Annotated in this window: 16 protein-coding genes; 14 read left to right on the forward strand and 2 right to left on the reverse strand. The window is 72.7% G+C overall.

Annotated features, from left to right (window positions below; translation table 11 throughout):
- The first annotated feature begins 34 nt into the window (after window positions 1–34).
- On the forward strand, window positions 35–559 hold the full coding sequence (locus tag AB0412_RS16220; protein ID WP_366403209.1) for a YbjN domain-containing protein: 525 nt from the start codon (window positions 35–37) through the stop codon (window positions 557–559).
- Window positions 560–662: 103 nt separating this feature from the next.
- Here AB0412_RS16220 and AB0412_RS16225 read toward each other — a convergent pair whose 3' ends face one another.
- Entirely contained in the window at window positions 663–1,856 is a 1,194-nt protein-coding gene (locus AB0412_RS16225) for a pyridoxal phosphate-dependent aminotransferase (RefSeq protein WP_366403210.1), read from the reverse strand.
- A gap of 172 nt (window positions 1,857–2,028) precedes the next feature.
- Between AB0412_RS16225 and AB0412_RS16230 the strand changes: the two genes are divergently transcribed.
- The 7 genes from AB0412_RS16230 to fbaA all read left to right on the forward strand — a co-directional run bounded on the left by AB0412_RS16230 (window position 2,029) and on the right by fbaA (window position 8,751).
- Window positions 2,029–2,310 carry a hypothetical protein gene (locus AB0412_RS16230; RefSeq protein WP_366403211.1) on the forward strand — a complete coding sequence of 94 codons (282 nt, stop codon included), beginning with the start codon at window positions 2,029–2,031 and terminating at the stop codon, window positions 2,308–2,310.
- A gap of 379 nt (window positions 2,311–2,689) precedes the next feature.
- On the forward strand, window positions 2,690–3,208 hold the full coding sequence (locus AB0412_RS16235; protein ID WP_366403212.1) for a DUF2617 family protein: 519 nt from the start codon (window positions 2,690–2,692) through the stop codon (window positions 3,206–3,208).
- Window positions 3,209–3,327: 119 nt separating this feature from the next.
- The gene (locus tag AB0412_RS16240; protein ID WP_366403213.1) at window positions 3,328–4,950 is read left to right on the forward strand and encodes a polyamine aminopropyltransferase; all 1,623 of its coding nucleotides are present in this window, start codon (window positions 3,328–3,330) and stop codon (window positions 4,948–4,950) included.
- A gap of 147 nt (window positions 4,951–5,097) precedes the next feature.
- Window positions 5,098–6,042, forward strand: a complete 945-nt coding sequence (locus AB0412_RS16245) for an SRPBCC domain-containing protein (RefSeq protein WP_366403214.1) — start codon at window positions 5,098–5,100, stop codon at window positions 6,040–6,042.
- A 58-nt stretch (window positions 6,043–6,100) separates the two neighbouring features.
- Complete coding sequence (locus AB0412_RS16250; protein ID WP_366403215.1) at window positions 6,101–6,889, forward strand: aldose 1-epimerase; 789 nt, start codon at window positions 6,101–6,103, stop codon at window positions 6,887–6,889.
- A 143-nt stretch (window positions 6,890–7,032) separates the two neighbouring features.
- Entirely contained in the window at window positions 7,033–7,581 is a 549-nt protein-coding gene (gene pyrE, locus AB0412_RS16255) for an orotate phosphoribosyltransferase (RefSeq protein WP_366403216.1), read from the forward strand.
- A gap of 147 nt (window positions 7,582–7,728) precedes the next feature.
- Complete coding sequence (gene fbaA, locus AB0412_RS16260; protein ID WP_366403217.1) at window positions 7,729–8,751, forward strand: class II fructose-bisphosphate aldolase; 1,023 nt, start codon at window positions 7,729–7,731, stop codon at window positions 8,749–8,751.
- A gap of 101 nt (window positions 8,752–8,852) precedes the next feature.
- On the opposite strand, the gene AB0412_RS16265 is transcribed toward fbaA, so the two are convergent.
- On the reverse strand, window positions 8,853–9,272 hold the full coding sequence (locus tag AB0412_RS16265; RefSeq protein ID WP_366403218.1) for a DUF3151 domain-containing protein: 420 nt from the start codon (window positions 9,270–9,272) through the stop codon (window positions 8,853–8,855).
- Between the two features lie 463 nt (window positions 9,273–9,735).
- Between AB0412_RS16265 and AB0412_RS16270 the strand changes: the two genes are divergently transcribed.
- The 6 genes from AB0412_RS16270 to AB0412_RS16295 all read left to right on the forward strand — a co-directional run bounded on the left by AB0412_RS16270 (window position 9,736) and on the right by AB0412_RS16295 (window position 17,677).
- Window positions 9,736–11,238, forward strand: a complete 1,503-nt coding sequence (locus tag AB0412_RS16270) for a tetratricopeptide repeat protein (protein WP_366403219.1) — start codon at window positions 9,736–9,738, stop codon at window positions 11,236–11,238.
- Between the two features lie 115 nt (window positions 11,239–11,353).
- On the forward strand, window positions 11,354–12,598 hold the full coding sequence (locus AB0412_RS16275) for an MFS transporter (RefSeq protein ID WP_366403220.1): 1,245 nt from the start codon (window positions 11,354–11,356) through the stop codon (window positions 12,596–12,598).
- Window positions 12,585–14,378 carry a prolyl oligopeptidase family serine peptidase gene (locus AB0412_RS16280; RefSeq protein WP_366403221.1) on the forward strand — a complete coding sequence of 598 codons (1,794 nt, stop codon included), beginning with the start codon at window positions 12,585–12,587 and terminating at the stop codon, window positions 14,376–14,378. Before AB0412_RS16275 ends, AB0412_RS16280 begins: the two co-directional genes overlap by 14 nt.
- Before the next feature lie 166 nt (window positions 14,379–14,544).
- The gene (locus tag AB0412_RS16285) at window positions 14,545–15,384 is read left to right on the forward strand and encodes a tryptophan 2,3-dioxygenase family protein (protein ID WP_366403222.1); all 840 of its coding nucleotides are present in this window, start codon (window positions 14,545–14,547) and stop codon (window positions 15,382–15,384) included.
- Window positions 15,377–16,609: a kynureninase gene (gene kynU / locus AB0412_RS16290; RefSeq protein WP_366403223.1), complete on the forward strand. Its 1,233-nt coding sequence runs from the start codon at window positions 15,377–15,379 to the stop codon at window positions 16,607–16,609. The genes AB0412_RS16285 and kynU overlap by 8 nt, the downstream gene beginning before the upstream one ends.
- Window positions 16,610–16,780: 171 nt before the next feature.
- On the forward strand, window positions 16,781–17,677 hold the full coding sequence (locus AB0412_RS16295; RefSeq protein WP_366403224.1) for an alpha/beta hydrolase: 897 nt from the start codon (window positions 16,781–16,783) through the stop codon (window positions 17,675–17,677).
- Window positions 17,678–17,739: the final 62 nt, after the last annotated feature.

Raw genomic sequence — 17,739 nt, forward strand, 5'->3', positions numbered from 1 at the left:
AGGATGGCGGGATCCGTACGAAGGGAAAAACACGGTGAGCATCGACCCGTCCTCGATTCCGAACTTCGGGGGCCAGCCCGAGCCGCAGCCCCAAGGACCGGCGGGCCCCGTCGTCCCGGATCAGGACCTCGTGAAGCAGCTCCTCGACCAGATGGAGCTCAAGTACGTCGTCGACGACGAGGGTGACCTCGCGGCGCCGTGGGAGCAGTTCCGCACCTACTTCATGTTCCGCGGGGAGGCCGACCAGCAGATCTTCTCCGTGCGGACGTTCTACGACCGGCCGCACGCGATCGACGAGAAGCCGCAGCTGCTGGAGTCCGTCGACGACTGGAACCGCCGCACCCTGTGGCCCAAGGTCTACACGCACACCCATGACGACGGCACCGTCCGTCTCATCGGTGAGGCCCAGATGCTGATCGGCATGGGCGTCAGCCTGGAGCACTTCGTCTCGTCGACGGTCAGCTGGGTGCGGGCCGCCATCGAGTTCGACAAGTGGCTCGTCGAGCAGCTCGGCCTGGAGCAGGAGATCAACGAGGCGGACAAGCCCGACGACGAGTGAGTGAGCCTTGAGGCTCCGCTCAGGACGAGCAGGGCCCGGCACGGAACCGGCCGTCACGGCCGGCTCCCGGCCGGGCTCTTGCCATGTCCGGCCCAGCCCCGCCTCAGCCGGCCGCCGCACCCTTCAGCCGCCGCGCCGCCTCCTCCAGCACGCCCTTCCGCTTGCAGAACGCGAAGCGGACGAAGGGCGCGCCCGCCTCGCGGTGGTCGTAGAAGACCGCCGTGGGGATCGCCACGACGCCCGCGCGCTCCGGCAGGGCGCGGCAGAAGGCGATGCCGTCGCTCTCGCCGAGCGGGCGGATGTCGGCGGTGATGAAGTACGTGCCGGCCGTGCGGAAGACCGAGAAGCCCGCGTCCGCCAGGCCCGCCGCCAGCACGTCCCGCTTGGCCCGCAGATCGTCCCGCAACCCGGTGAAGTACGACTCCGGCAGCGCGAGCGCCTCGGCGACCGCGTACTGGAACGGGCCCGCGGAGACGTACGTCAGGAACTGCTTGGCCGAGCGGACCGCAGTCACCAGCTCGGGTGAGGCGGTCACCCAGCCGACCTTCCACCCGGTGAACGAGAACGTCTTGCCGGCGCTGGAGATCGCCACCGTGCGCTCCCGCATCCCCGGGAAGGTCGCCAGCGGCACGTGCTCGGCCTCGTCGAAGACCAGGTGCTCGTACACCTCGTCGGTCACCACCAGGAGGTCCCGCTCCACCGCCAGCCCGGCGATCGACGCCAGCTCCTCGCGGGTGAGGACGGTGCCGGTCGGGTTGTGCGGGGAGTTGATCAGCAGCAGCCGGGTGCGGTCGGTGACGGCGTCGCGCAGCTCGTCCAGGTCGAGCCGGAAACGGCCCTCGCCGGGGCGCAGGGTGACGGGGACGCGCCGGCCGCCCGCCATGGCGATGCAGGCCGCGTAGGAGTCGTAGTACGGCTCCAGGGCGATCACCTCGTCGCCCGGCTCCACCAGGGCGAGCAGCGCGGCGGCGATCGCCTCGGTGGCGCCCGCGGTGACCAGGACCTCGGTGTCGGGGTCGTAGGACAGGCCGTAGCGGCGCTGCTGGTGCGCGGCGATCGCGGTGCGCAGCTCGGGGATGCCGGGGCCCGGCGGGTACTGGTTGCCGCGGCCGTCGCGCAGGGCCCGTACCGCCGCCTCCCTGACCTCCTCGGGGCCGTCGGTGTCGGGGAAGCCCTGGCCGAGGTTGATGGACCCGGTCCTCAGGGCGAGGGCGGACATCTCGGCGAAGATCGTCGTCCCGAACTCCGCCAGCCGGCGGTTCAGGAGGGGGCGCGCGCTGGAGGTCATGCCGGTCATCCTGCGCCGAAGCCGCGGCCTTCCTCAACACGGCGGCAGGGACCTCAGAAGTTGCTCAACTCTGCTTTGGGCCGTGACGGGGAGGGGCATCTCCCGACCACGCACGTGAACGAGGCACCCACGGGGGGCTGCTTCGGGGGATTCACGGGGGACTCGAAAGGACGGTGACGCCATGACCATCGGCATCATCCTCGTTCTGATCTTCGCTCTGTTCGTGGTGCTCGTCGTGAGTGCCGTACGCCGGGCCGCGCGCCGGGCGGACCGGATGCGGGGCCGGCCGTACAGCCGTCGCGGCAGCAGCCACAGCTACAGCGGCAGCGACAGCAGCTGGTGGGTCGGTGGCGGAGCCGTCGGGTCGTCCTGCAGCTCCGGAAGCGACAGCGGCGGCGGCTCGTCCTGCGGGGGCGGGTCGTCGTGCGGGGGCGGCGGCGGATGCGGCGGCGGGGGCGGCTGACACGGGGCAGCACGCCTTCACCTTCGGGGGAACGCATCCGCGACAGCGGGGTCCGCGCCTGGGGCGGGCCCCGCTGAGCCGTTCGGTGACGCGAGTGAGTGAGCGCGTGGGCGCGAGCCCGTGTCCTGGGGCGTACGCCGTGGTTGAACAGTTGAGCTGTGGAGCCCCCGGTGGGATGGAAAGCCTACGAATTTGGGTAAAAACGCTGTGGCAGCGCCACAGTTCATGATTCCCTCTAAATCACCAAAGCAGCCCTCGGACTTCCTGCGGACCCCACCCGACCGGCCGACCGGGCTGACGGGCCGAAATCCCCGGCGCGGCCGGGGGGACACCGGTCCCGTTCTTCTTCCTCTCCTTTGTGTGCTTGCGGAGCCGATCCATGCTCACGACCCTGAACACCGCCTACACCGACACCCGCGCGGCCGACCTCGCCTGGGCGCTGGGACGCGAGCCGCTTCCCGCGCTGGCCACGCTCGACCTGGAACTGGCCGGAGCGAAGCTTCAGTTGAGACTCCTCGGCGCCTCCCACCAGGTGCTGCTGGAGGAGGAGCGGGGCCTGTGCTCGGAGACGGTGGCCTGTATCCCGGGCAGCAGCACGCCCCTTCCGCTGGGCGTCGCCAAGCGGGTGGGGGACTGGGAGTACGAGTTCGCCGCCCGCGTGGAGGAGCTGCCGCCCGGCTCCTTCGCGGGCCGCGCGCAGGAGCTGCTCGCCCTGGTCTCCGACCATCCGCACGGCCTCGCCGGGGTGTTCCCCGGCAGCCCGCACGCGTTCACCGCGATGCTCGCCCACCACCACGAGGGGCAGGTGCACTGGCGCACCTGGCACGCCTACCCGCAGGACGGGCAGTTGGTGGCCACCCGGACGAAGGTCGGGGCGCGGGTGACCGCGGCGGCGTGAGGGCCCGCTCGCCCCGCCCCGGCGCGGCCCGCTTGCTCATACCAAAATCGGCCAGGTGTAAACAAACACCCCACGTGTGGGTGACGCTTCGCGCCGAAGGTGTGACGTACCGTCGCAGGATGATCGAACCGCAGGCACCCGCCCCGCCCGGTTCCGCGCACCCCGGGGAGCGGCTGGGCGGCACCGTGAGGTCCGGCGGCTGCGGTGGTCCGGGCGGTGTCGCGCCGCTGCCCGTGCGACAGGCCACCGGGCGGTTCCTGGTCCTCGCGGGAGTGTTCGTCTGTGCGGCCTGCGGACTCGTGTACGAGCTCGAACTGGTCGCGCTGGCCACGTACTTGATGGGCGACTCGGTCACCCAGGCGTCCGTCGTGCTGTCCGTGATGGTCTTCGCGATGGGGATCGGCTCGCTCGCCGCCAAGCGGCTGCGCCGGCACGCAGCGGCCGGCTTCGGCGCCGTCGAGGCGGTGCTCGCGCTCGTCGGCGGGTGCAGCGCGATGGCCCTGTACGCCGTCTTCGCCTGGACCGGGGACTGGGGCGGACTGTGGGCCCACGGGCCGCGCGTTCTGCTGGTCGCGTTCTCCCTCGCCACCGGTCTGCTGATCGGCGCCGAGGTGCCGCTGCTGATGGAGCTGATCCAGCGGATCCGCCGCCAGGACGCGGGCGGCGCGGTCGCCGACCTGTTCGCCGCGGACTACGTGGGGGCGCTCGTCGGCGGGCTGGCCTTTCCGTTCCTTCTCCTGCCGTTCCTGGGCCAGTTGACCGGTGCGCTGATCACCGGGGCCGTGAACGCGGTCGTCGGCGGTGCGCTGGTACTGGGTCTGTTCCGGCAGGACCTCACCCGCCGTGCCCGCCGGCTGCTGGTCGTCGCCAACGTCTGCGTGCTCGCGGTCCTCGCCTCGGCCACCGTCCTGGTCGACGACTTCGAACGGGCCGCCCGGCACGCCCTGTACGGCTCCGACGTCCGCGTGGCGCTGCGCACGGAGGTGCAGGAGGTGGTGCTCACCGGCGGCCGTGACGGCCGGCCCCTGTCGCTGTTCCTCGACGGCCGGCTGCGGTTCAGCGGCCACGACGAACTCCGGCACCACGAGGCGCTGGTCCACCCCGCGATGACCGGCCGGCACATCCGCGTGCTCGTCCTCGGCGGCGGCGACGGGCTCGCCGCACGCGAGGTGCTGCGCCATCCGGGAGTGCACCGCGTCGACCTCGTCGAACTCGACGCGGGCCTGGTGCGGTTGGCCCGCAGTGACGCCGCTCTGTCCACGCTGAACCGGCACGCCCTGGACGACCCCCGGGTGACGGTGACGACCGCCGACCCCTTCGACTGGCTGCGCGGTGCGCCCCCGGCGGCGTACGACGTCGTGGTGTCGCACCTGCCCCGCCCCGGGATCACCAGGTCCACGAAGCTGTACTCCGAGGAGTTCTACGGCCTGGTCCGGCGCGTGCTGGCCCCGGGTGGGCGGCTCGTGGTGCACACGGGGCCGGTGGGGGCCCGCCCTCGGACCTTCTGGACCGTGGAGTCGACCCTGCGCGCGGCCGGTTTCCGCACGGCCCCCTACCGGGCGGGCGACCGCGGGCTGATCCTGGCCTCCCGCTCCGCGCCCCTGCTCCGCCTCGACCCCTCCGGCCCGCACCCGCGCACGCTCACGGACGCCTCCCTCGCCTCCGCCGCCCGCGCCGTGTCCAGCACACGCATCCCCGGTCTGCCCCCGTCGAGCCTCGTCCATCCCCGGTACGCCCGCTGAGCGCCGGCCGCCGGCTCCGTGAGTCCTCGGACCCGCTCTCAGGGCGAGGCGCGGAGGGCCGGTGGCCGGGGGCAGCGGGATGAGACGCGCCGTGACTTCTCGCCGGCGGGGGTGCAGGGGGGCGTTGCGTGGGTAGGCTCCGCTGTCATGGAGCACGAGGTGTTCGTTCCGGTTCCCGCCCAGCGGCTCAGGGAGGTCCTGGACGACCCCGAGCGGGTCGCCCGGGCGGTTCCCGGGCTCCAGCACGACGCCGGCGCCGAACCGGTCGCCGGGCGGCTGAAGGTCAGGATCGGCAGTCACTCCATCACCTACCGGGGCACCCTGCGCGTCACCGGCCACGACGACGGCTCCTACGCCGTCGAGGGCGACGCGGCGGAGACCCGCGGCAGCGGCTCGGTGAAGCTGGCGCTGCGGCTGCGCCTGCGGGACGCGGAGGGCGGCGCCACCCTCGCGGTCGACGGCACGGCCAGCGCCGACGGCCGGATCACCGAGCTTCCGGCGGACGCGGTGGCGTCGGCGGTGTCCCGCCTGATCGACCGGTTCGCGGAGAACCTGGGGGCGGACGCAGGGGAGAAGGGCGAGGGGGAGTCGGGGGAGAAGGGCGAGGGGGAGTCGCCGGAACTGCTGCGCACGGGCGATTTCGAACCCCGGGCCACCAGCGACTTCGAGACCACCCCGGACGCGGACGACACGCCGCCGCCCGCGTCGGCGCCCGCACCCTCTCCGTCGTCTTCGTCCGAGAAGCCCGCCGAGCCCGCCGAGCGCACCGAGCCGGAGTCCGAGGCGCCCTCCGTCTTCGAGACCGAGGTCCCCCCGCCCTCGCTGGACCCCGCCGCGGAGGACGAGGGCCCCGCAGACGCCGAGGACGCCGAAGACACCGCCGGTGTCGCCGAGGCCGCCCACGCACGCCGGACGATGATCGGCCGCAGCGCCGAGGAGGTGGACCACGCGCCGCCGCGCGGCCGGTACGCCCCCGTCCCCGCGCCCCAGACGGTCTCGCCGCCCACCCCCCTGCGCTGGGCGGCCCCGGCGGCGGCGCTCGCCGTGGCCTCCGCCGTCGTGGCGATCAGGGCGCTGCGTCGCCGCCGCTGAACACCCGTTCCCCACGCGCCCGGCGAGGCCCTCTTGATCACCCCAGTAGGTTTGTCACGTGAGGAACGAAGACATCACGCTGACCGCGGGTGACGCGGAGGTGACCGTCGTGCCGGGCAACGGCGGACGGGTCTCAGGACTGCGCGTCGGGGGCGTCGAACTGCTGCGGCAGGGGGAGCGCTACGGCAGCTTCCCCATGGTCCCCTGGTGCGGTCGCGTCCGCGACGGCCGGTTCCGCGACGGCGCCACGGTCCACCAGCTGCCGCTCAACGCCCCGCCGCACGCCATCCACGGCACCGCACGCGACGCCGCGTGGCGCACCGCCCGCACGCGGACGGACGAGGCCGTGCTCACCTACGACCTCACCGAGCCGTGGCCGTACCCGGGCCGGGTCACCCAGCAGATCGCGCTCACCGCGGACGCGCTGACGCTGACCATGAGCGTGGAGACGTACGAGTCCTCCTTCCCGGCGCAGATCGGCTGGCACCCCTGGTTCAACCGGAACCTCGGCGGCGAGGACGTACGCCTCGACTTCGCACCCGCCTGGCAGGAGGAGCGCGGTGAGGACCACCTGCCCACCGGCAACCGCCTCGACCCGAAGCCCGGTCCCTGGGACGACTGCTTCGGCATGCCCGGCGGTGTCGACGTCACCCTCACCTGGCCTGGGCAGCTTCAGCTGAAGGTGACCAGCCGCGAGGAGTGGGTGGTGATCTACGACGAGCAGCGCGAGGCGGTGTGCGTGGAGCCGCAGACCGGCCCGCCCGACGGGCTGAACACCCTCCCGCGCCTGGTCACCCCGCTGGAGCCGCTGGAGGCCTCGACGACCTGGACCTGGACCCGGCTCTAGGTCCTGTCTGGAGTTCCCCGTCTGCGCAGCGGCGGTCGGCACGCACCCTCGCCGCCGCACACCGAGGGCACGCACCGACCGCCGCTGCGCCCGCCCTTCGGGCGGACGACGGGGAACTCCAGACAGGACCTAAGCTGACAGGCATGACGGACACACGCGGCGCGCTGCTGCAGCAGATCAGGAACAAGGCCGTGGTGCACGGCAAGGTGACCCTCTCCTCGGGTCTGGAGGCCGACTACTACGTCGACCTGCGCCGCATCACCCTCGACGGTGAGGCGGCCCCGCTGGTCGGGCAGGTGCTGCTCGACCTGACCGCCGAGTACGACTTCGACGCGGTGGGCGGGCTCACCATGGGCGCCGACCCGGTGGCCGCCGCGATGCTGCACGCCGCCGCCGCACGCGGCCGGAGGCTGGACGCGTTCGTCGTCCGCAAGGCCGCCAAGGCGCACGGGCTGCAGCGCCGCGTCGAGGGCCCCGACATCAAGGGCCGCCGGGTCCTGGTCGTCGAGGACACCTCCACCACCGGGGGTTCCCCGCTCACCGCCGTCGAGGCGGTACGCGAGGCCGGCGCGGAGGTCGTGGCCGTCGCGACCATCGTCGACCGGGCGACCGGCGCCGCGGAGAAGATCCAGGAGGGTGCGGGCGTGCCGTACCTGTTCGCCTACTCCAAGGACGAGCTGGGCCTGGACTGACCGGCCGACCGCCCAGCCCGCGGACGGCGGGATGGACCTTCCGGCCGAGTCTGGAAGGATGTGACCGACAATGACGTCGCATCCAAGGTTCCAGGTCAGGGCCGACAGTACGCAGTACGCCAACCCGCACGCATAAGGAGCGGACAGATGCCCATCGCAACTCCCGAGGTCTACAACGAGATGCTCGACCGGGCGAAGGCAGGCAAGTACGCCTACCCGGCCATCAACGTCACCTCGTCCCAGACCCTGCACGCGGCACTGCGCGGCTTCGCCGAGGCGGAGAGCGACGGCATCGTCCAGATCTCGACCGGCGGTGCGGAGTTCCTCGGCGGCCAGCACAAGAAGGACATGGTGACCGGCGCGGTCGCGCTCGCCGAGTACGCGCACATCGTCGCCGAGAAGTACGACGTCAACATCGCCCTGCACACGGACCACTGCCCGAAGGACAAGCTCGACGGGTACGTACGTCCGCTGCTCGCGGTCTCCGAGGAGCGCGTCAAGGCCGGCCGCAACCCGCTGTTCCAGTCCCACATGTGGGACGGCTCCGCGGAGACCCTCGCCGACAACCTGGCCATCGCGCAGGAGCTGCTGGAGCGCACCCGCGCCGCGAAGATCATCCTCGAGGTGGAGATCACCCCGACCGGTGGCGAGGAGGACGGCGTCTCGCACGAGATCAACGACTCCCTCTACACCACCGTCGAGGACGCCATCCGCACGGCGGAGGCGCTGGGCCTGGGCGAGAAGGGCCGCTACCTGCTCGCCGCGTCCTTCGGCAACGTCCACGGCGTGTACAAGCCGGGCAACGTGGTGCTCCGTCCGGAGCTGCTGAAGGAGCTGAACGAGGGCGTCGCCGCGAAGTTCGGCAAGGCGTCCCCCTTCGACTTCGTCTTCCACGGCGGCTCCGGCTCCACGGAGGAGGAGATCGTCACCGCGCTGGAGAACGGCGTCGTGAAGATGAACATCGACACGGACACCCAGTACGCCTTCACGCGTCCGGTCGCCGACCACATGTTCCGCAACTACGACGGCGTCCTGAAGGTGGACGGCGAGGTCGGCAACAAGAAGATGTACGACCCGCGCACCTGGGGCAAGCTGGCCGAGGCGTCGATGGCCGCCCGCGTCGTCGAGGCGTGCCGCAACCTGCGCTCCACCGGCACGAAGATCAAGTAACCGTCCGGCACACGTCGAGCCCGGCACCGCGATCGATCGGTGCCGGGCTCGACGCGTATGCGCGGAAACACGTGTACGCGTAGGAGCGTGCCGCCGCGCGGCTACCGCTTCAGCTCCGCGTACGCCTCCTCGCTGCTGTCCTTCAGGAACTGCCAGCAGCGCTCCGTCTCGTCCTTCTCGTCGATCGCCCCGGCGGCGCGGGCGAGGGCGGCGAGGCAGCGCAGGAAGCCGCGGTTGGCCCGGTGGTCCCAGGGGATGGGGCCGTGTCCCTTCCAGCCGGCCCGGCGCAGCGCGTCCAGCCCCCGGTGATAGCCGGTCCGCGCGTAGGCGTACGACTCGACCACGCGTCCGGCCTCGAACGCGTCGTCGGCGAGCATCGCCCAGGCCAGCGAGAACGTGGGGTACTGCGCCACGACCTCGGCCGGAGGCCGCGACTCCTCGCCCAGCAGGCGGTACGCCTCTTCGTTCTCCGGCAGGTAGGTCGGATCCGGGCCGCCGAGCAGGTTCTTGTGCGTCGTCATGCCGCCAGTCTGCCACCTGCCTCCGGCGCCCGGCCGGTCACACCGGGAGGAACGAAAGGGGCCGACGGCCTGCGGGTGCGATCGGTTCCCCGGCCCTTCGAGATTGGCTCAAGTGCGTCGGGAATCGGCGGACTCGGGGAAACGGTGATTCACCCCACGGTGCCGTCGGCCGGAAATCGCTTGTCCGTCGAATGGGTGGTGGGTGAACCTTGATCCGCCCGGGTGATCGCCCGGGAAACGGGAAAGGAGAATGCGATGAAGCTCATCAAGGCTGCTCCCGCCGTCAAGAAGGTCACGTTTTCCGTGATGTACAACGCCCCGGTCTGATCCGAGGCGTCGTGCTGCGTGAGGGGCGGAATTTCTCCGCCCCTCACGGGCATGACCGATCGTCCGACGGAATGGACTTCTGAGAGAAACGGGGCCGAGGGTGCGGCATTTCGTGGTTTCAGCCGGTCGTGGAGTCGTGGGATTCACGCCGGTCAAGGCGCTCGTCGAGGTGGCGGACAGGTCGCACTGGCCGCGGGAGGCGCTGATCGGACTGCGGCTGATCTCGCCCGACGACCCGTCCTGCGCCGGCATCGACCGCGAGGCCAGCCTCACGGACGCCGCCCAGGCGGAGGACCGGATCCGGTTCTTCCTGCGGGACCGCCTCACCCGGAACTTCCGTGACGTCGGCAAGGCCTGGCTGTCCGCCGTGGGTCCGTGCACCGTCGAGGTGATCCACGCCGAGTTGCTCGACGACGGCAGCCGGCTCTTCCTGGAGACCCTGGCGACCCTGCCCGGCCCGGGCGCCGAGGTGCGGCTGCGGGTGGGCGCGGGCGACACCCCGGTCACCGCGCACGCTCCGCAGAACCCGCGCGAGGAGACCGTCGACCGGCTGCTCGCCCAGGTCGCGGCGCTGCCGGAGGCCGACCTGGACCGCCTGTACGAAGAGGCGGTGCAGTATCTGAGCGTCGGCGACAGCTGGACGGCCGAGCGGATCCTGCGGCGGATCCAGCCGCACCACGACCTGCCGAAGGTCTGGGGGCGTCTGGGCCTGGCCCACACGATGCAGGGCAGGACCCTGGAGGCCGAGTTCTGCTACCTCCGGTGGCGCGAGGACCCGGACCCCGTGGGCGTGGCCGGAGCGGACTACGCGCTCTCCATGCTCTACGCCCGCCACCACCCGGAGCACCTGCGCTCCCTGGACCGGACGGCCGAGTACCTGGAACACGGATACGCGGCCCTCGACCGGGTGGACGACGGCGACGACCGGGATCTCACGTTCCACCGCGTCTTCAACCGCAACGGATACGCCCTGGTGGAATTCCGGCGGGGACGGATCGACGCGGCGATAGAGCACCTGACGGCGGGTATTTCGAAACTGCGCAGCGGAAATGCGGTGCACCGCATGCACCAGACGGTGCTCATCTACAATCTGGCCCAGTGTTACCGGCGTATCGGCCGTGTCGACGACGCGATCGAGACCTACCGGGAACTCCTCGGCGTCGACGGGAAAATGCCGGAATACCATATGGAACTCGCTCAGTGCCATATGAGCAACGAGCAGTTCGACGACGCGCTGTCCTCTCTCCTTCGAGCCCGCGATCTGGGGCCGTCCATTCCCGAGGTGCATTCCCTGCTCGGATACACGTATCTGCAACTGGGGAAGACGGCCGAGGCACTCGACGCGTACCGGGCCGCGCACGACTGCGATCCGCAGGACGTCGAGGCGCTGTACGACTACGCGTATCTGCTGGCCGAGTCCGGGCAGCCGGAAGAGGCACTGCGCCTGGCCCGCAGCGTCGACACCGGTCTGCTGCCGGCCGAGCAGGCGGTCAAGCTCCTGACCCTGGCGGCCGAGCAGCACGCCCAGCTCGGGGACCTCGCCGCGGCCCACTCGGCGCTCCAGGACGTCCTCGCGCTCACCCCGGACGACCCCGCGGCCCGCGCCAACCTCGACCAGGTCGCCGCCGCCATGGCCTGACCGGCCGGCCCTGCGCCCGCCGTATCCCCGCCCCGCACACCCGCTGTATCCCCGCCCCGCACACCCGCCGCACCCCGAGCCGTACCTGTCCGTGCCCACAGCCGAGAAGGCGTCCATGCGTTCCTCACCCGCCACGCCGTCAGGCGGGCGTCCGCCGGTTCCCGGCGCCCGCCGGGTCGTCGGCTTCACCTTCCTGTTCTTCACCGGCATGTGGCTGTCGAAGACCGTGCACCCCCTGTACTTCGACCGGCACGACCACCTGGTGAACTTCGGCCTCTCGTACACCGCGATGGCCGTCGCCGGCACCACGTCGGTGTTCATCGGCCGGCTCGCGGACCGGTGGGGCCCTCGGGCGGTGCTCGTCGCCGGCACCGTCCTGTACGCGGCCGGCATGACGCTGCGCACCGTCCACGACAGCGCGCCGGCCGCGGTGGCGTCCGGCCTCGTGGCCGGGATCGGGGCGTCGTCCGTCTTCATCGGGCTGCGCACCTGGACCCTGCACAACACGACCGAGGACCAGCGCGCGGGCCTCGTCTCCCGCCGGGAGTTCATGACGCAGGCGGGCACGGCGCTGGGCATGGGCGGCGCGGGAGGGCTCGCCGCGTTCGCCGGCGCGGGGGACCGCGGTTATGTCTTCGTGCTGCTGCTCGCCGCGGGCTGCGTGCTGGCCGGGCTGCTCCTGATCCCGCCGAGCCGGACCGGCCCGGGCTCCGACGGCCCGGCGAAGGCCGCCGAGGCGGGGTTCGCCACGGTGTTCCGGCAGCACCGGGGCCTGGCGCTCGGCATCGTCGGCCTCGGGCTGCTGATGGGCTTCTACGTCAGCATCCTCAGCCCCTACCTGCCCCTGCTGCTCGCCGAGCGGGGCGTGCCCGTGGCGCTCGTCGGTGTCGTGCTCGCCGTGGCCAGCGTCGTCCGGCTGACCGCGGCGGCCCTCGCCGGAAGGTATCTGCGCGAGCGTTCCCCGCTGGCGGTGTTCCTGGTCTCGGAGAGCTGCTGCGCGGCCGCCACCCTGGCCCTGGCCCTGTCGGTGAGCCCCTGGCTGGCGGCCTGCGCCCTGGCGCTGCGCGGCGCCTTCCTGCTGGGCGCGACGGTCTCCCAGGAGCTGCTGCAGCTGAACGCGTTCCCCAGCGCCCTCGCCGGGGTGTTCTTCGGACTCGTCCAGAGCGCCTTCCTGGCCGGGGACTCGCTGGGCGGCGCGCTGGGCGGCTGGCTGTACCACCAGCTCGGCAGCTCCCAGACCGTCCTCATCGCCACCGGACTCACCCTGGCCAACGCCCTGCTCGTACCCGCCTTCTACGGCCGTCTGCGCAGACTCGCCGAGACCGACCCGGAAAGGCAGCGTGCGCATGCCGCACCCTGACGTCTCCCTCCCGCAGCGCCCGGTGCCGCGGACCTTCTTCACCGAGCGCGGCCGGTTCCTCCTGACGTGGGACGGCGGACCGGTGCTGGGCGAGGTCCAGGACGACGGCGCCCTGCACCTCGACGTGCCCGCGGACGCGACGCGCGTGCCGGCCGGGGCCCGCATCGGCCTCGACGGTGACGCCGTGCTGTTCGTCGAGGCGCGTGAGGTGCTGGTGACCGTGCAGCTGGACGGCACGCGCGCCGTCGTCGTGGAGAGCGCGCTGGGCGGACCGAGCGAGCGGTGGCAGGCCGCGCTGCCGCCGGCGCGGCACGGGTCCTGGACGCTCACGGACGTCGTGGCCGCCCGGGAGGAGACGGGCGCCGACTGTCTCGTGCTCACCGTCCAGGACGCCGAGGGCGCCGTCGAGTTCCACCAGATCGGTGCCGGTCTGCCGACCCGCGCCCACCGGCCCGCCGTACCGGGGCAGTTGCTGCACTGGGATCTGCGCTGCGACGCCGCCGTCGTCCGTGAGGACCGCGGCCCCTTCGAACCCCGGCTGCACCTGGAACGCCCGCTGTCCGGGGCCGCTCCGCGGTCGGTCACGGCCCGCTGGGCGGACGGCTGGGACGGACGCGGCCTGCTGATCGAGACACCCCCCGACGCCGCCGGCCGCCTCGCGGTGTGGGACCTGTCGACCTCCGCCACGACGCCGGTCCCCTGCCCGGCGGGCCACCTCGACGACGCCCGTCTCGCGCGGGACGGCAGCGGGCGGATCCTCGTCGTCACCACCGTCGACGGCTCGGACACCCTGCACGTGTGCCACCCGGGCGACGGCGGGATCCGGCCGCTGCCCCTGGGCGGCACCGGCCGGCTGCGCATCCGGACCGCCGGGCCGCGCGGGATCGGCCTGTACCGGGTGTCGACCCTGGACGGATCCGGCTGGCTGTGGTGGGACCACGGCACCGCCCTGCACCGCTCCGAGGGCGCTGTGCCCCGCCACCCGGGCCGGGCCACGCTGTCCCACGCCTGGTACGGCCGGACGCCGGTGCTCCGGTATTTGCCGGAGGGGCCCGCGGTGGCCGCCGTCGTCTCGCTCCACGGCGGCCCGGAGTCCCTGGAACGTGACGAACTGCGCTGGGACGGCCTCTACCGGGAACTCCTCGACGCCGGTGTCGCCGTCCTGGGGCTCAACTACTGCGGCTCCACGGGATACGGCCCCCGGCACACGCGCCGGGCGTGGCACACCTGGGCCGACGCCTTCCGGGAGGACCTGGAGTCGTGCGTCGCTGCCGCCGCGGAACGGGGAGTGCGGCCCCCTGGCATCGCCCTCCTCGGGGGCAGCTTCGGCGGCGCCCTCGCCCTACTGGGCTGCGTCCTCAGGCCCGACCTCGCCGGCGCCGTCGCCAGCGCCCCGCTGATCGACATCCGCCGCCACGCGGAGCACGCCGCGACGGCCGACCCCTCCTACCGGGACTGGTTCGAGGCCCGCTTCGACCTCACCGCGTCGGCCCCACCGGACCGCCGGGTCTTCGACCCCGCGCATCTGACGACCACGGCCCCCGGACAGCGCGTCGTCCTCGTCCACGGCAGCGAGGACGAGGTCACGCAGTGGCGGCACAGCAGGCTCGCGGCCGACGAGGCGGCCCGCCGGGGGCTGCCCTGGACGCTGGTCACCGAAGCCGGAGCGGGTCACGTCCCCGCCGATCCCGACGAGGCCGAGCAGCGGTACCGGAACATCCGCTCGGCCCTGCTGGACGTGCTCCGGATCGATCCGGAGGCCCGGAACGCACGACCGTGATCCGCCCGGGGTCCGCCGGTGAGACCGGCCCGAGGTCCGCCGGTGAGCAGGCGGACCTTGCGATCGTGGGGGACGATTGCGGAGGATGCACCGTGGGGACCGGGGCCCCCGTGCCGGTAACGGCAGGGGCGGACCGCTACCCGGAGTGCATGTTCAGGAGACAGCGATGTCCCAAGAGGCTCACGAGACTCACGAGTCCGAGGCCCCGCATCTCGACTTCCAGGGGACGACCCCCTACGAGGACTACGTCAAGGCAGACGTCCTCACCCATCTGCAGCACACCCTCTCCGACGATCCCGGAGAGATGGTCTTCCTGGTCACCACCCAGGTGATGGAGCTGTGGTTCACCGTCATCGTCCACGAGTGGGAGACGGCGGCGAAGGCGCTGCGAGGCGACGACGTACCCACCGCGATCGCCGCGCTGAAGCGGTCCGTGCGGGAGCTGGAGGCGCTGAACGCCTCCTGGAAGCCGCTCGGCCAGCTCACCCCGCAGCAGTTCAACTCCTACCGCTCGGCGCTCGGCGAGGGCTCCGGCTTCCAGTCGGCGATGTACCGGCGTCTGGAGTTCCTGCTCGGTGACAAGTCCGCGTCCATGCTGGTTCCGCACCGGGGCGCCCCGCGCGTGCACGCCGAGCTGGAGAAGGCGCTGCACGAGCCCAGCCTGTACGACGAGGTGCTGCGGCTGCTCGCGCGGCGCGGGCACGCCGTGCCGGAGGAGGTGCTGCGCCGGGACGTGGCGCAGCGCTACGAGCCGTCGCCCGAGGTGGAGCAGGTCTGGACGGCCGTCTACGCCGGTGACGAGGACGACGAGGTGGCCCGCCTCGGCGAGGCGCTGACGAACGTCGCCGAGCTGGTGTGGCGCTGGCGCAACGACCATCTGGTCGCCACCCGCCGCGCGATGGGCGCCAAGCCCGGCACGGGCGGCTCCGCCGGGGTGGCCTGGCTGGAGAAGCGGGCACAGAAGAACGTGTTCCCCGAGCTGTGGACGGCGCGGTCCTATGTCTGAGCCGAGCATGCGGGCCGAGCTGAGCATGCGGGCCGAGAAGCTGGACGGGGCCGACGAACTGGCCCACAAGCGCGCCGAGTTCGTGCTCGACGACGTGGTCTACCTGGACGGCAACTCGCTGGGCGCGCTGCCCGCCGCCGTCCCCGGCAGGGTCGAGGACGTCGTACGCCGCCAGTGGGGCGAGCTGCGCATCCGGTCCTGGACGGAGGGCGGCTGGTGGACCGCGCCCGAGCGGATCGGTGACCGGATCGCACCGCTGGTCGGCGCGGCGGCCGGGCAGATCGTGGTCGGCGACTCGACGAGTGTCAACGTGTTCAAGGCGGTCGTGGGGGCGGTGCGGCTCGCGCGGCTCGCCGACCCGGCGCGGGACGAGATCGTCGTCGACGCGACGACCTTCCCCACGGACGGATACATCGCCGAGTCGGCCGCGCGCATGACCGGCTGCACCCTGTGCCCCGTCACCCCGGCCGAGGTGCCGGGCGTGCTCGGGGAACGCACCGCCGCGGTGCTGCTCAACCACGTCGACTACCGCACCGGCCGGCTGCACGACCTGCCGGCCCTCACGGCCGCCGTGCACGAGGCGGGCGCGTACGCCGTCTGGGACCTGTGCCACAGCGCGGGCGCGCTGCCGGTGGGCCTGGACGCGCACGGCGTGGACCTCGCGGTCGGCTGCACCTACAAGTACCTGAACGGCGGCCCCGGTTCACCGGCGTACCTGTATGTGCGCAGCGACCTGCAGGACCGCTTCGACTCGCCGCTGCCCGGCTGGAACTCCCATGCGGAGCCCTTCGGCATGCGTCCGGACTACACGCCGGCGCCGGGCGCGCTGCGCGGCCGGGTCGGCACGCCGGACATCCTGTCGATGCTCGCCCTGGAGGCGGCGCTGGAGGTCTGGGACGGGGTCTCGATCGAGGCGGTGCGGGCGAAGTCCCTCGCCCTGACGGACTTCTTCCTGGAGTGCGTGACGCAGTACGTCCCCGAGGGCCGCGTCGAATGCGTCACACCTCGCCGGCACGCTGAGCGGGGCAGCCAGATCGCCCTGCGCTGTGCGGACGCCGGCGAGGTCATGCCGCGGCTCATCGAGCGGGGCGTGGTCGGCGACTTCCGCCACCCCGACGTGCTGCGCTTCGGCTTCACGCCGCTGTACGTCGGCTTCGCCGACGTCGAGCGGGCGGCGCGGGTGCTGGCGGAGGTGCTGGCCGAGGCGGGGGAGCGAGAGGAGTAGGCGACTCGGTGACGGGGGGCCGCGGCGCGTCCGCCGGGCGGCCCCCCGTTCCGGGTGACCGAGCGTGACATCCCCTTGCCGGCGCAGGCGTGCGGCCCTGATACCGTCCCGGCCGACGGCCGATCTCTTCGCCGCTCCGCCAAGTAGGTTTCATCGCTGGAAGGTTGGGACATGCCGGACGCCGCAGACGCCGCCGCAGTCGCCGCAGCGCGGGCCGCTGCCGAGGAGGAGTCGGCGTTCTCCCACCCGCCCGTCGATCCCGACGCCACTGCGTCCTACGGCGGCGACCCGGACCAGGTGATCGACTTCTACGCCCCGCGCACCGAGGACACCGCCGCCGACCGGCTCGCCCCCGTGGTGGCCGTGCTGCACGGCGGCGCGTGGCGGGCCCCGTACGACCGGCGGCACGTCAGCCCGTTCGCCGCGTTCCTGGCGGGCCGGGGCTTCGCCGTGGCCAGTGTGGAGTACCGGCGGGGCGCGGGGGACGCGGGCGGCGGTGATCCGGTGGCGGGACGCTGGCCCGACACCCTGGACGACGTGGCGGCCGCACTCGACGCCCTGCCCGCGCTGGTCCGAGCGCATCTTCCGCAGGCCGACCCGCGCCGGATCGTGCTCACCGGCCACTCCGCGGGCGGCCACCTCGCCCTGTGGGCCGCCGCGCGCCACCTCCTGCCCGCCGACGCCCCCTGGCGCGCCGACCGCCCCGCACCCCTGCGCGGCGTCGTCGCCCTCGCCCCCATCGCGGACTTCGCGATCGCCGACAAGCTGGAGGTGTGCGGCGGGGCGGCACGCGAATTCCTGGGCGGAGATGCCCGGTTCACGGAGCGCCGGCCGTACGCCGACCCCGCGCTGCTGCTGCCCACCGGTATCGCGACGACCCTCGTCCAGGGCCGCTGCGACCTCGACGTACCGCAGGCGGTGGCGGAGTCGTACGCGGACGCGGCGGCGAAGGCGGGCGAGGTGGTGGGCGTGACACTGCTGGAGGACGTCGGCCACTTCCCGCTGATCGACCCGGCGGCGGACGCGTGCGCGGTGGTGGCGGAGGAGATCGCCCAACTGGCGTGGTGAGACCCGTCATACCTGAGAGCTACCGCTGAGGTGAGCCCTCGGGCGTGACGTGGTCTACGACC

The sequence above is a fragment of the Streptomyces sp. NPDC052012 genome (assembly GCF_040689265.1).
Classification (GTDB): Bacteria; Actinomycetota; Actinomycetes; order Streptomycetales; family Streptomycetaceae; genus Streptomyces.

Coding starts and splice junctions, on each gene's coding strand:
- AB0412_RS16225 (WP_366403210.1), bottom strand. CDS start 1,856: ATGACCGGCATGACCTCCAGCGCGCGCCCCCTCCTGAACCGCCGGCTG.
- AB0412_RS16230 (WP_366403211.1), top strand. CDS start 2,029: ATGACCATCGGCATCATCCTCGTTCTGATCTTCGCTCTGTTCGTGGTG.
- AB0412_RS16235 (WP_366403212.1), top strand. CDS start 2,690: ATGCTCACGACCCTGAACACCGCCTACACCGACACCCGCGCGGCCGAC.
- AB0412_RS16240 (WP_366403213.1), top strand. CDS start 3,328: ATGATCGAACCGCAGGCACCCGCCCCGCCCGGTTCCGCGCACCCCGGG.
- AB0412_RS16245 (WP_366403214.1), top strand. CDS start 5,098: ATGGAGCACGAGGTGTTCGTTCCGGTTCCCGCCCAGCGGCTCAGGGAG.
- pyrE (WP_366403216.1), top strand. CDS start 7,033: ATGACGGACACACGCGGCGCGCTGCTGCAGCAGATCAGGAACAAGGCC.
- fbaA (WP_366403217.1), top strand. CDS start 7,729: ATGCCCATCGCAACTCCCGAGGTCTACAACGAGATGCTCGACCGGGCG.
- AB0412_RS16265 (WP_366403218.1), bottom strand. CDS start 9,272: ATGACGACGCACAAGAACCTGCTCGGCGGCCCGGATCCGACCTACCTG.
- AB0412_RS16275 (WP_366403220.1), top strand. CDS start 11,354: ATGCGTTCCTCACCCGCCACGCCGTCAGGCGGGCGTCCGCCGGTTCCC.
- AB0412_RS16280 (WP_366403221.1), top strand. CDS start 12,585: ATGCCGCACCCTGACGTCTCCCTCCCGCAGCGCCCGGTGCCGCGGACC.
- AB0412_RS16285 (WP_366403222.1), top strand. CDS start 14,545: ATGTCCCAAGAGGCTCACGAGACTCACGAGTCCGAGGCCCCGCATCTC.
- kynU (WP_366403223.1), top strand. CDS start 15,377: ATGTCTGAGCCGAGCATGCGGGCCGAGCTGAGCATGCGGGCCGAGAAG.
- AB0412_RS16295 (WP_366403224.1), top strand. CDS start 16,781: ATGCCGGACGCCGCAGACGCCGCCGCAGTCGCCGCAGCGCGGGCCGCT.